Source organism: Microbacterium sp. NPDC080220 (assembly GCF_040686395.1).
Classification (GTDB): Bacteria; Actinomycetota; Actinomycetes; order Actinomycetales; family Microbacteriaceae; genus Microbacterium; species Microbacterium gawkjiense.
The window spans coordinates 639199-652089 of sequence record NZ_JBFBOP010000001.1; the positions used below are offsets into that span (position 1 = coordinate 639199).

At 66.8% G+C, this 12891-nt stretch carries 8 protein-coding genes and 2 pseudogenes; 4 read left to right on the forward strand and 6 right to left on the reverse strand.

Features of this window, described 5'->3' with window-relative positions; genetic code table 11:
- Positions 1–70: 70 nt before the first annotated feature.
- The 4 genes from AB0P29_RS03480 to AB0P29_RS03495 all read right to left on the reverse strand — a co-directional run bounded on the left by AB0P29_RS03480 (position 71) and on the right by AB0P29_RS03495 (position 4461).
- Entirely contained in the window at positions 71–2431 is a 2361-nt protein-coding gene (locus AB0P29_RS03480; RefSeq protein WP_363378501.1) for a glycosyl hydrolase family 65 protein, read from the reverse strand.
- Between the two features lie 91 nt (positions 2432–2522).
- Positions 2523–3236 carry a membrane protein insertase YidC gene (yidC, locus tag AB0P29_RS03485; protein WP_363378503.1) on the reverse strand — a complete coding sequence of 238 codons (714 nt, stop codon included), beginning with the start codon at positions 3234–3236 and terminating at the stop codon, positions 2523–2525.
- 85 nt (positions 3237–3321) lie between these two features.
- Entirely contained in the window at positions 3322–3597 is a 276-nt protein-coding gene (locus AB0P29_RS03490; protein ID WP_363378505.1) for a DUF6412 domain-containing protein, read from the reverse strand.
- A 42-nt stretch (positions 3598–3639) separates the two neighbouring features.
- On the reverse strand, positions 3640–4461 hold the full coding sequence (locus AB0P29_RS03495) for an SDR family NAD(P)-dependent oxidoreductase (protein ID WP_363378507.1): 822 nt from the start codon (positions 4459–4461) through the stop codon (positions 3640–3642).
- A gap of 133 nt (positions 4462–4594) precedes the next feature.
- Here AB0P29_RS03495 and AB0P29_RS03500 point away from each other — a divergent pair.
- From AB0P29_RS03500 to AB0P29_RS03515, 4 genes and pseudogenes are all read left to right on the forward strand, one after another.
- Positions 4595–5191 (forward strand): annotated as a pseudogene (locus AB0P29_RS03500) (SDR family oxidoreductase); the annotation flags it as partial.
- Between the two features lie 400 nt (positions 5192–5591).
- Positions 5592–7058, forward strand: a complete 1467-nt coding sequence (locus AB0P29_RS03505) for a class I SAM-dependent DNA methyltransferase (protein ID WP_363378510.1) — start codon at positions 5592–5594, stop codon at positions 7056–7058.
- On the forward strand, positions 7055–8320 hold the full coding sequence (locus tag AB0P29_RS03510; RefSeq protein ID WP_363378512.1) for a restriction endonuclease subunit S: 1266 nt from the start codon (positions 7055–7057) through the stop codon (positions 8318–8320). The genes AB0P29_RS03505 and AB0P29_RS03510 overlap by 4 nt, the downstream gene beginning before the upstream one ends.
- A 23-nt stretch (positions 8321–8343) precedes the next feature.
- Positions 8344–11661, forward strand: a complete 3318-nt coding sequence (locus AB0P29_RS03515) for a type I restriction endonuclease subunit R (protein ID WP_363378514.1) — start codon at positions 8344–8346, stop codon at positions 11659–11661.
- Between the two features lie 151 nt (positions 11662–11812).
- On the opposite strand, the gene AB0P29_RS03520 is transcribed toward AB0P29_RS03515, so the two are convergent.
- Both AB0P29_RS03520 and AB0P29_RS03525 read right to left on the reverse strand, forming a co-directional pair.
- Complete coding sequence (locus tag AB0P29_RS03520) at positions 11813–12826, reverse strand: ImmA/IrrE family metallo-endopeptidase (RefSeq protein ID WP_363378516.1); 1014 nt, start codon at positions 12824–12826, stop codon at positions 11813–11815.
- Positions 12796–12891 (reverse strand): annotated as a pseudogene (locus AB0P29_RS03525) (IS5/IS1182 family transposase); the annotation flags it as partial. The gene AB0P29_RS03520 and the pseudogene AB0P29_RS03525, both read right to left, overlap by 31 nt.

The following is a 12891-nucleotide window of genomic DNA, read 5'->3' on the forward strand; positions in this document are numbered from 1 at the left end:
TGAGGGCCTCCGACATCGGTTTCGGATGCCGGGGCGACAGCGACGGAGCGAGATCCGGCCCCGCCGCGCGTCACTCCGCGAACGCCTCCGCGAACGGCCGCGGCGCGCACCCCTTCGGCTGGGTCGGGCGCTCCCCCGGGTCCGGCAGCGGCGGTGTCGGCATCGTCACGTCCACGCGGGACGTCAGTTCCACCGGCTCGCCGAAGTGCCGGATCGTCAGCGGCGCGCCGGCACTGACGCGGTAGGTCGTGGCATCCGGCGCGATCTCCAAATGCAGGGTGCGGCCCTGCCAGCGGATGCCGAACGCGAGACCCGTCAGCTGTTCCGGCAGCCGAGGGGCGAACCGCAGCCCGTCGGCCGTGTCGCGCATGCCGCCGAAGCCGGCGACGAGCGCCGTCCAGATGCCGCCGAGCGACGCGATGTGCAGGCCGTCCTCGGCGTTGCCGTGCAAGTCGTCGAGGTCGATCGTCGCGGCTTCGGCGAGGTAGTCGGCCGCGAGCCCGAGGTGCCCGACCTCGGCGGCGACGACCGCCTGGATCGCCGCCGACAGCGAGGAGTCGCGCACGGTCAGCGCCTCGTAGTAGCGGAACGCCCGCGCCTTCTCGTCCGCCGTGAACGCGTCGGTGCAGAAGAACAGTGCGAGCACGAGGTCAGCCTGCTTCAGCACCTGCTTGCGGTAGAGCTGCACGTACGGGTAGCGCTCCTGCAGCAGCTCGTCGCCGGGGGTGTCGGTCTCGAAGTCCCACCGCTCCAGCTCGGTGAACCGCGCCGCCTGCGGGTGCACGCCGCGTTCCTCGTCGTACGGCACGTGCATCGCGCCCGCGGTGCGCACCCACTCGCCGATCTCGCCGTCGTCGACCCCGAAGGTGCGGGCGAGATCCGGATGCCGACGCGCGGCATCCGCGGCGGCTTTGAGGTTCGCCCGGGCCATGAGGTTGGTGAAGACGTTGTCGTCGTAGAGGGCGGTGTACTCGTCGGGGCCGGTGACGCCGTCGATGTGGAAGCGACCGTCGGCGTCGGTGCGGCCGAGGGACTGCCAGAGGCGGGCGGTCTCGATCAGGATCTCGAGCCCGGCGTCGCGTTCGAAGTCGACGTCGCCGGTCGCGCGGACGTAGTGGACGACGGCGGCGGCGATGTCGGCGTTGATGTGGAACGCTGCGGTGCTGGCGGGCCAGTATCCCGACGACTCGCGTCCGTCGATGGTGCGCCACGCGAACGCCGCGCCGCGCAGGTGCAGCTGGCGCGCGCGGTCGCGGGCGTGGTCGAGGGTGGCGTGGCGCCAGCGGAGCGCTTCCCTCGCGGCATCCGGTGCGGTCGCCGTGAGGACGGGCAGGACGTAGGCCTCGACGTCCCAGAACGTGTGGCCCGCGTAGCCTGCGCCGGTCAGCCCCTTGCCGGGGACGGAGCGCTGCTCGGCACGCGCGGCCGCCTGGAACACCGAGAACAGCGCGAACCGCACCGCCTGCTGCAGGCGGGGCTGGCCGTCGACGCGGACGTCGGCGCAGGTCCAGAAATCGTCGAGGCGTTCGCGCTGCGCGGTGGCGAGGCCGCTCCAGCCGTCGCGCATCGCGTCGGCGACGGCGGCTTCGGCCCGGTCGCGCAGTGCGGGCGCCGACAGTCCGGTAGCCCATGCGTGCCCGACGATCTTGACGACCTCGAGCCGTTCGCCGGGCGCGAGGCGGGCGCGGATGGTGGTGCGCGCGAGGTCGTCGGATGCCGCGGTGCGCACCTCGGCGGTCGCGCCCGACACGAGGTGGTCCATGCTGACGGCAACGCCGATCCCACTGTTGCGGGTCTCGTGGACGAGGGTCGCGGCGCTGCCGAAGACGAAGCTGCCCGCGCTGCGCAGCGGAGTCTCGAGGATGTCCTGCACGCGCGGATCGGGGTGCGGCTCGGGCAGCGGTTCATTCGCGACCAGCTCGGACTGGATGGCGATCGCGACCGGGCCGTCGACGGCTTCGACCTCGTAGCGGACCGCGGCGACGGAGCGGTGAGCGAGCGACACGAGGCGCGTCGAGCGGATATGGACGGTGCTGCCGGCGGGCGAGGTCCAAGTGAGCGTGCGTTCCAGGGTGCCGGCTCGGAAATCGAGGTGCTGCTCGTGGTCGTGGAGGGTGCCTTCGCGAATGTCGAGGGGTTCGTCATCGACGGTGAGGCGGATGACCTGGCCGTTGGGCACGTTGATGACGCTCTGCCCGGACTCGGGGTAGCCGTAGCCGTCCTCGGCGTAGGGCATCGGATGCTCCTCGAACACGCCGTTGAGGTAGCTGCCCGGAACGCCGTGGGGCTCCCCCTCGTCGAGCAGCCCTCGCCAGCCGATGTGCCCGTTCGAGAGGGCGAAGACGGACTCGCGGTGCGGCAGGCGGTCGACGTCGACGCCAATGAGGCCGATGCTCCACGGCGCGACGTCGAAGGGCAGGGGGCGGGTCATGGTGTCACGGTAGGGCACGGCATCCGATCGACTGAAAGGCTTGCGGCGGACGTCCCTCGCCGTCGACCGTTCGCCGCCTCGCCCGCGCACGTCACTCAAACACCCGCCGCAGCACCACCCGCTGCCCCAGCGTCCACGTCACCGTCGTCAGCAGGTACACCCCCGCCGCGACCGGCACGAACACGGCGACGACCGCCGTCGCGAACTGCAGCGCTCCCAGCACACCCACCGGCATCCCCTCCACCGGTTCGAGCCGGAACGCCCGGCGCGTGATCTCCCCCACCGCTGCGATCGCGAGCACCAGGCATCCGATCACCAGCCAGGTCACCACGTCCGCCGTCCCTGTCGACACGGCGTGGAGCAGGCTCGTGCCGAGCGGAACGCCGAGCAGCGTCTGCGACAGCAGCTCGTTGGCGTGCCCGGCGATGCTCGCGTGGATGAACACGGAGTACAGCAGCCCGACGATCGGCGCCTGGATGAGGATCGGCAGGCAGCTCGCGAACGGCGACACGTTCTCGGAGCGGTAGAGCTGCATCGTCTCGCGTTGCAGGCGTTCCCGGTCGCCGCGATACCGGGCCTGGATCTCGCGCAGCCGCGGCGCGACCCGCATCCGTGCCTGGTCGGCTTTGGCTTGCGCGATGCCGGCGGGGATCAGCGCTGCCCGCACCACAAGGGTGACGAGCACGATGGCGAGCGCGCCGGCGAACGCTCCCGTCCAGGGGGTGAGCAGCGAGGTCAGGGCGAGCAGGCCGCGCGAGGTGAGGTCGAGCAGGGTGGAGATGACAGGCAGGGTGGTGATGTCCACGAGGGTTCCGTTCGTCGGAGCGATCAGGGTCGGCTGATCGGCCGCGAACGGATGCCGGGGCACGAGGTGCCCGGGCGGTTCGACGCTACGCGGCCGCAGTCACCTGACCGGGCCCGCGACGGCGGACGTGTCCGGCCGCGTCGGGATCGCTCTGCGCGAGCGGTGCCGTGAGTTCGATGCGACGGGTGGGATGCGGCGCCGCTCCGCGCGTGCCCGCGTGCACGGCGGTCGCGAGGAGCGCGAGCGTGAGGACGGCGAGCGCGAGCAGCGCGACGGTGAGCGCGGATCCGCTCAGCGACGGATCGACGGCGACGAGGAACCCGAAGACCTCGAGGACGACGCGCAAGAGATCGTGGATCATGCTCGCCTCCCGTCGCGTCGTGTGGACCTCAGGCTAACGGCCTCACCCGAGCTGCACCATCTCGGCGCTGCGCTCCCACAGTTCCTGCGCGAGGCGCGGGTCGGTCGCGAGTCGGTGGGTCTTCGTGACGCGGTCGTTCTCGTAGTAGGCGCCGGGCAGCCAGTCCTCGCGCGGGATGCCATCGGCGAGGAACACGAGGCGCTTGCCGCCCTCGTCGGTCGTCGTCAGCACGCGGCGCGCGAGGGGGCTGTGGTACATCCACCGCAGCGCGCCGCCCGTGTTGCCCGCGAAGTTCGTCGCGACGACGCCGGGGTGGAACGCGACCGCCGAGACGCCGTCGCTCCCCCACCGCCGCTGCAGCTCGCGGGTGAACAGGATGTTCGCGAGCTTCGCGTTGCCGTACGCCCGCCACCCCGAGTACCGGCGCGCAGCGTTCAGGTCGGTGACGTCGAAGCGCGAGAACAGTCGCGCCGCCGCGCTCGCGGTCTGGATGACGGATGCCTCGCTCTCGACCAACCGCTCGCGCAGCAGGTTCGTGAGCAGGAACGGCCCGAGGTGATTCACCTGGAACGTCTGCTCGAACCCGTCGCCGGTCAGCTGTCGCTTGCCGAAGACCCCGCCCGCGTTGTTCGCGAGCACATCGATGCGCGAGTACGCCTCGAGCAGCTCCCCCGCCAGCCGGCGCACCTGCGCCAGGTCGGAGAAGTCGGCGAGGTGGTACGGCGTGCCGAGCTCAGCCGCGACGGCCCGCGTCTTCTTCGGCGAACGGCCGACGAGGACGACACGGTGACCACGGGCGACGAGCTGACGGGATGCCGCGGCCCCGATCCCGTCGCTGGCCCCGGTGATGACGATGGTGCGCATCAGGCGAGTGTCACACTCGCGGCGGATGTCGGCGAAGCCATTGACGGATGAGCATAGGCGGTGGACACCAGCTTGAGCGCGTTGTCGGTCGTCATCCGGACATCAAGTGGCTTTAGTCGGTGCGGACTCCGTGATGAATGGCTGCAGCAAGGAGCGTGTGACGCAGGCGGTCGAGTCGTTGCGCGGGCTTGCGGTGCGGGGCGTCGCCGCGGATCTGACGACCGCCGAGGGTGCGCAGGCGCTGGTGGATGCCGCGGGTGCCGTCGACGTGCTCGTCAACAACCTCGGTGCCTTCGGTTCGACGCCGGCGCTCGAGATCGCCGACGACGAGTGGCGGCGGTTCTTCGAGGTGAACGTGCTGAGCGCGGCGCGACTGACGCGGCTGGTGCTGCCCGGGATGACGGATCGCGGCTGGGGTCGCGTGCTAAATATCGCGAGCGACTCGGCGGTCGTGATCCCCGAGGAGATGATCCACTACGGCGCGTCGAAGAGCGCGCTGCTCGCGGTGTCTCGCGGGTTCGCGAAGGCGGCGGCGGGGACGGGCGTGACGGTGAACTCCGTGATCGCCGGCCCGACGCACACCGAGGGCGTCGAGGACTTCGTGTACGAGATGGTCGACCGGTCGCCCGACTGGAAGGCCGCGCAGCGCGAGTTCATGCGCACCGCGCGTCCGCAGTCGCTGATCGGCCGACTGATCGAGCCCGAGGAGATCGCGAACATGATCGCGTACCTCGCGTCGCCGCTGGCGTCGGCGACGACCGGTGGGGCGCTGCGGCTCGATGGGGGTATGTGGACAGCATCTTGCCGTGACCACGGTGAGGATGCCCGGCTTCGTCAGCGGTTTCCTCGCCGCGATTCACCGCGAACATTTTTCAGCTCGTGCGATCCGACCACCAAGATAGTGCCTGGCAGTGTGCTCTGTGCGGATCCTGAAACGAGCATTGCTCGGAAGCGGGACCGCTGCGTGCGGCGCGGTGTGCGAATGCGATCGACTCGCCGGTGTCGTCCGCTCGTCGTGCGTCGGCGACGGTCGGTAGCCTTCAGAGGTGAGAACCACCGACTTGGGGACAGTGCGGGCCACACTCTGGGCCGCTGCCGACGAATTGCGTGCGAACTCGAAGCTGACGCCGGTGCAGTATCGCGACCCGGTACTGGGGTTGGTGTTCCTCGCGTACGCCGAGAACCGCTTCGAGGAGGTGCGCGGCGAGGTCGAGGCGAATCGGAGCGCGCGCAACCCCGCCCAACCCGCCGACTACAAAGCGAAGTCGGTGCTCTACGTTCCAGACCGGTCGCGGCTATCGCACATCGTCAACCTGCCCGAAGGCGATGACATCGGTAAGGCGGTCGATGAGGCGATCAAGGCGATCGAGGCGGCGAATCCCGAGCTGAAAGACATCCTTCCGCGGGGCTACCAAAAGCTCGAGCGTGCGACCCTCATCGAGCTGCTGCGCCTGTTCGCACCGCTGCCGTCCCAGCTGTCGGGTGACGCGTTCGGTTTCATCTACGAGGACTTCCTGTCGAACTTCGCGGCACAGGAGGGCAAGGGCGGCGGCGAGTATTTCACTCCGTACTCGATCGTCCGGCTCATCGTCGAGATCCTCGAGCCGTTCCAGGGCCGGGTGTTCGACCCGGCGTGCGGGTCGGGCGGCATGTTCGTGCAGTGCGCGAAGTTCGTCGAGCGCCACCACGAGTCCGCCACCCGCAAGCTGTCGATCTACGGCGCGGAGAAGACGGATGACACCGTGCCGCTGGCGAAGATGAACCTCGCCCTGCATGGCCTGTCCGGTGAGATCCGTCAGGCCAACAGCTATTACGAAGACCCGCATAAGGCGGTGGGCGCGTTCGACTACGTGATGGCCAACCCGCCGTTTAACGTCGACAAGGTCAAGAAGAACCAGCTCGCCGGCGACAAGCGGTTCCCGTTCGGCATGCCGAAGGCCGACAACGCGAACTACCTGTGGATCCAGCAGTTTTATGCCGCCCTCACGAACACGGGCCGGGCCGGGTTTGTCATGGCCAACTCTGCGGGGGATGCTGGGCACTCCGAGAAGGAAATTCGGAAGCAGCTCGTCGAGAGCGGCGCCGTCGACGTCATGGTCGCGATTAGCTCGAACTTCTTCTACACCGTCACGCTGCCGGTCACGCTCTGGTTCCTCGACAAGGCCAAGTCGGCCACGCCCCGCGAGGACACGGTGCTGTTCATCGACGCCCGACACATGTTCCGCCAGATCGACCGCGCCCACCGAGACTTCCTGCCCGAGCAGATCGAGTTCATCGCCAACGTCGTGCGCCTCTACCGCGGTGAGGACGTGGAGACTGAGGCAGGTAGCAGTGCGCTGCTTGCCGAGAACTTCCCCGATGGGCAGTACGTGGATGTCGCAGGCCTGTGCAAGGTCGTGACGCGCGCCGACATCGCGGCGCAGGGCTGGAGCCTGAACCCCGGTCGCTACACCGGCACTGCCGCCACGGGCGACGAGGAGGACGACTTCACGATCAAGCTGGAGGAACTCTTCGAAGAGTTCACGCGCCTGAGCGATGAGGCTGTCGGTCTGCGGGCCAAGGTGGATGTCGCAGTTCAGGGGATTCTCGGCGCATGAGCGGGTGGCCGACGACGACTTTGGGCGAGTTGATCCACGTGAAGCATGGGTTTGCGTTCAAGGGTGAGTACTTCGCGGACACCGGGGACAAGCTTGTGCTGAAGCCCGGCAACTTCCCCGTTGGCGGCGGTATCAAGCTTCGCCCCGGCAAGGACGGTTACTACATAGGCCCGTATCCTCCGGAGTTCGAGCTGGCGCCTGGGGACATGCTCGTAGTGATGACAGATCTCACGCAGGCTGCCCCGATCCTGGGGTCGCCCGCCATTGTTCCGGGGGCGCCGATCATGCTCCATAATCAGCGACTCGGTCTCGTCCAAATCAAGCCCGACGCGAACATTGACGAACGCTTCCTTTACTACTCGATGCTGTCCGAGTCGGCACGAAGTCAGATTCGAGCAACAGCGACTGGTGCAACCGTTCGCCACACTGCGCCGGAGCGCATCTACCGCGTGAGGATCGGGTTCCCGGACTTCCCCGTGCAACAAGTCGTGGGAGAGATTCTTGGCGCGATCGACGAACTGATCGACAACAACCGGCGGCGGGTGCAGGTGCTGGAGGAGATGGCGCGGGCAATCTACCGAGAGTGGTTCGTGAGATTCCGTTATCCCGGCCACGATGCCGTCCCCGTCGTCGATTCCGCTCTTGGACCCATCCCCGAGGGATGGTCAGTGGGCACCCTCGACGACATAGTCAGCGTCAGCAAAGCGAGCGTCGATCCTGCCAGGCTCGACCCCGACACACCGGCGGTCGGCCTGGAACATATCCCGCGGCAGCAGTTGACGCTGGACGATTGGGGCACGGCCGGAACCCAGGGCAGTCGCAAGGCTGTGTTCGAGCGCGGCGATGTGCTCTTTGGCAAGATCAGACCGTACTTCCACAAGGTGAGCGTCGCGCCGGTCGACGGCATCTGCTCGACCGACGCCATCGTGATCCGCCCCAATGCCGCGCACTGGGGACAAGCGGTGTTCACCGCATCGAGCGTCGAGTTCGTGGCTCACGCAACACAGACATCGAATGGCACCAAGATGCCGCGGGCCGATTGGAAAGTACTCGGCAAGTGGCCGATCCCCGTTCCGCCTGCCCATATCTCTGAATCGTTCAACGATGTCGCTCGCTACCACCTCAGCCTTTCGGAGACGCTCATGTTCGAGAACCGCCGGCTCACGGCGTTGCGCGACCTACTGCTGCCGAAGTTGGTGACAGGTCAGATTGACGTGTCGGCGCTGGACCTCAATGAAGTGCGCGAAAAGTCGGTGGCGTGATGGTTCCCGTGGGAGGGGAGTATTTGTACGTCGAGAAGCCGAGCCTGGAGTTGCTCGGACAGCTCGGCTGGATTGCGGTTGATGCGTTCCAAGAGACGCTCGGCCCGAGCGGCACGCTCGGCCGTGACTCGCAGCACGACGTCATCCTCACCCATCGTCTCTACGCTGCCGTCCGCCGCCTGAACCCTGCAGATGTACCGGACATGGCGGTGGCAGAGGCGGTCGCGGCGGTCACAAAGGATCGGTCGGTGATGGATCGGGTGCGGGCGAACCGTGAGGTGTACGACCTGCTTCGCGACGGGTACCGGGCTGAATGGGTCGATGAGAACGGGGACAAGCGCATCGACCTGCTGCGCTACCTCGACGTGGTGAACCCAACGGCGAATGACTTGCTGGCAGTGCAGCAGATGTGGGTAAAGGGGACTATGCACAGCCGACGCCTGGACGTCGCGCTGTTCGTTAACGGTGTCCCGCTGGTACTGATGGAGTTCAAGGAGCCGAACGAGGACGTCAAGAAGGGCTTCGACGACAACATCACCGACTATCGCGACACGATTCCGCAGTTGTTCGTGCCGAACCTTTTCGTGTTGGTCTCCAATGGCAGCCAAGCGAAGGTCGGGTCGACGTACTCGCCGTGGGAGTTCTTCGGTGACTGGATGGTCATCGACGCAATGGGCACGCGTGGGCTAATTGCGCTTGAGACCGCGCTGCGGGGCACATGCGACCCGGGCATCCTGCTGGACCTGTTCGAGAATTTTGTCGCCTACCTGGAGCGTCCGGGCGGTCTGATCAAGGTGACGGCGCGCTCGCACCAGTACTTCGGGGTGAACGCGGCGATTGAGAACCTGAACCGGGCGCGATCGGCGCAGGACAGACGACTCGGGGTGTTCTGGCACACGCAAGGATCGGGCAAGAGCCTGTCGATGCTGTGGTTCACGCAAAAGGTGCTGCGGCAGGTGCCGGGCAAGTGGACGTTCGTGATGGTCACTGACCGGAAGGAACTCGACACCCAGTTGCACGGCGAGTTCGCCGACGCCGGGGCTATCCCCGCCGGGGCGCAGGTGCACGCCGAGTCGATCGTTGGCCTGCGCGCGCTGCTCGCTGCCGATCACCGTTACGTGTTCACCCTGATCCAGAAGTTCCAGCCCGCGAAGGGCGAGCGGGAGATGCCGGTGCTGTCGACCCGGTCGGACATCATCGTCATCACTGACGAGGCCCACCGTTCCCAGTACGACACCCTCGCGTTGAACATGCGACGGGCGTTGCCCGCAGCATCCATGATGGGGTTCACCGGCACTCCATTGATCGCGGGTGAGGAGCAGGCGACCCGTGAGCAATTTGGCGCCTACGTGTCGATCTACAACTTCCGCGATGCGATCAAAGACGGCGCGACCGTGCCGCTCTACTATGAGAACCGCATCCCCGAGCTCCAGCTCATCAACCCGGACTTCTCCGACGAGCTCGAGCAGATCCTCGACGATGCCGAGATCGACGACGAAGCCGAGGGTGCCCTCGTACGGGCACTGGGCAATCAGTACACGCTGCTAACCCGGCCCGAGCGACTCAAAACCATTGCAAGCGACCTCGTGCGTCACTTCGTCGGACGCGGCTTCACTGGCAAGGCGATGTACGTCGGCATAGACAAGGCCGCCGCGGTCCGCATGTACGGCCTCGTGCAGGATGCGTGGGCCGCCCACCTGGACGCACTGAGGGCCGAGCACGACGCGTTGCCCGAACTCGAGCGGCCCTGGCTCGCCTCCCGGATCGCACTGATGGAGTCGACCGATATGGCGGTTGTCGTCTCGCAGAGTCAGAACGAGTTGAAGATGCTCGACGACCAGGGGCTCGACATCCGCCCCCACCGAAAGCGGATGAACGACGAAGACCTTGCCGAGAAGTTCAAGGACTCCAAGGATCCGCTGCGGATCGTGTTCGTGTGCGCGATGTGGATGACCGGATTCGACGCCCCGAGCGTCTCCACCGTGTACCTTGACCGGCCGATGCGCAACCACACCCTCATGCAGACCATAGCCCGCGCCAACCGGGTGTTCCCCGATAAGGACAACGGCCTCATCGTCGACTATGTCGGCGTGTTCCGGAACCTCGAGAATGCCCTCGCGATCTATGGGGCAGCCTCCGAGGGCCAGACGCCTATCGAGATCATCGACGCCCTAGCCGGTGAACTCGACACCGCCGTCGCCGCACTGATCGCGTTCTGCACCGGCGCCGGCGTCGACCTCATCGCCATGCGCGACGCCTCCGGCTTCGATCACATCGCCATGCGCGACGCGGCCGTCGAGGCGCTGCTCTCAGACGAGGAGACGTGGAACGACTTCCTCGTGCGGGCGCGACTCATTCGGCGGATCTTCAAAGCGCTGCTCCCGAACCCGAAGGCTACGGCTCAACAGCGCACCGTCGCCGCGATCCGGGTGCTCGCGGAGCGCATCACTGATGTCACCAAGCCTCCGCAGCCCGACATCAGCGGCGTGACCGACGCCGTGGACGCTCTCTTGGACCGCTCGGTCGGGGCGGAAGAATACGTCATCCGGGCCGCCGCCGAAGGGATCACCCCAGACCCGTTACTCGATCTATCTCAGATCGACTTCGAAGGGCTTGCCCGCAAACTCGCGGGACGCAAGCGTGCCGAGACCGACCGACTCGCTCAGCTCCTTCTCTCGCGCGCTGTCAGCGCAGCGATACGCAACCCGACTCGCTACGAGCTTGTCGAGCGGATCGAGCAGCTCATCGCCGACTACAACGCTGGCAGCGTCAACATCGACGAATACCTCAAACGGCTCATCGAGATGACCCACACACTCACCGACGAGGAAGAGCGCGCCGTCCGAGAGGGTATGACCGAGGAGGAACTGGCGATCTTCGACCTGCTGACCCAGCCCGACCCGGTCCTCACCCAGGAGGAACAGCAGCGGGTCAAGGCCAGCGCGAAGTCGCTGCTGGAGCACCTTCACGACAAGCTCGTCCAGGACTGGCGGCTCAAGGTCGACGTCATGAGCGACGTCGACAGCACGATCCGATCCGTGCTCGACGCGAGCCTCCCTGACCCGTACACCGTTGAAATCTTCAAGACTAAGGTGCAGCTCGTCTACGACCACGTACTCTCGGCCTACGGCGACAACGGCGAGAGCGCGTACGCAACGAAGGTCGACATAATCGGCCCAAGCGACATGGCAGTCGAATACAACGGCGTCATCGATGTCCACCAGATCGCGGAAGACGTTGTGCGGCGCATCCTGGCCGATTCGACCTTCGCCGCGAAGGTGGCCCAACAACTGCAGCCCGCCACGGGACTCGCATCTGAGGCGCGACCACCTGGTCGTTGACGCAAGATGAATCGCCGGGAGCGATCTCGTCGAAGTTATGAGCCGGATTCCCATACAGCGGTGAGCGTTGGACGAGAGCGTCGTGCGGTCTGGACGCTGCGGAGCCAAACGCTTCGTTGGTCAAGCTTGGTCAGATGGTGAGCCGCTCCGCCTAAATGCACTCGTGAAGTGTCGGATTGGCCTGCTCCGCTGGTGTGAACTCGAGGAAGCACGTCGTGCAGACCGGGCTGGCCTTACGCTCGCATGCACACCGCGCGCACTCAGGGCACTTCGGTGCTCCGCACGCCGAACAGATCGTGACAGTCTGATCGACCGCGAACACCGCCCCGCATGCCTCGTTGGCACACTCGACCTCGTCGACGCGACCCCAGACCGGCTTCCGACCGAACCGCTGAGCGGGCCGGACCACCGCAAAGGCGTACGCCCACGAGTCGTCGAGGGCAACCTCAACCTCCAGTTCCTGTTGCGCCCACCCGGACGCCGCTACGAGGCCACCGTCCAGCATCCCATTGACGGATCCCCCGTGCTCGAGCGCGGTTTCGATCATCTTCGCGATGCCCGGCTGAACCCGGCCACGCGCCGGTGCAAAGACCTCGTCTCCCGAGGCTCGCGCGAAGGTCACCATGCCGCGGTAGTCCGCGACGACGGCGGTCGCCTGCTCGCCTTCCGGGGAGATCTCGATCGCGCGCATAGCGACGGCCGCTCGCGACGCGCGGACCTTCGCGTAAACCTCGGCCAACGTCCTGGCCGACAGCCAGGTGCTGTCCGACGAGACCGTGCTCGCCGGGATGAGAACCTCGGCGGCGAACGCGTCCGCGACACGCTCCTCAAGTCGCGCCCCGACCTCGGTCGGAAGCGAATACCTGACGTTGGCCCAGGCGCGGTGCTGCCGCTGCACGTGGTGGCCGAGTTCGTGCAGGATCGTGAACCGGTCACGTTCGCTCGTGAGTGACGGGTGTACCAGAATCATCGACTGACCGGCCGCGACGTGTCGGTAGTACCCGAAGACGGAGCAGCCATCGCGAGGGCTCATGTCGTACTCGACGGCTATCTCGTCGTTGCCCGAGAGCGCGCTCTCCGGGTCGTCCCGCAGCGCGTCGATGTCGAAAACGCCGCGCCCGGCCTCGAGGGCGATTAGGGCGTGTCTGATAATTGCTGGACCCATGCGATGACGGAGTTCAGGACGACGGCGGCGCGGTAGGTGACGGCGTGTTTGTCGTATCGAGTGGC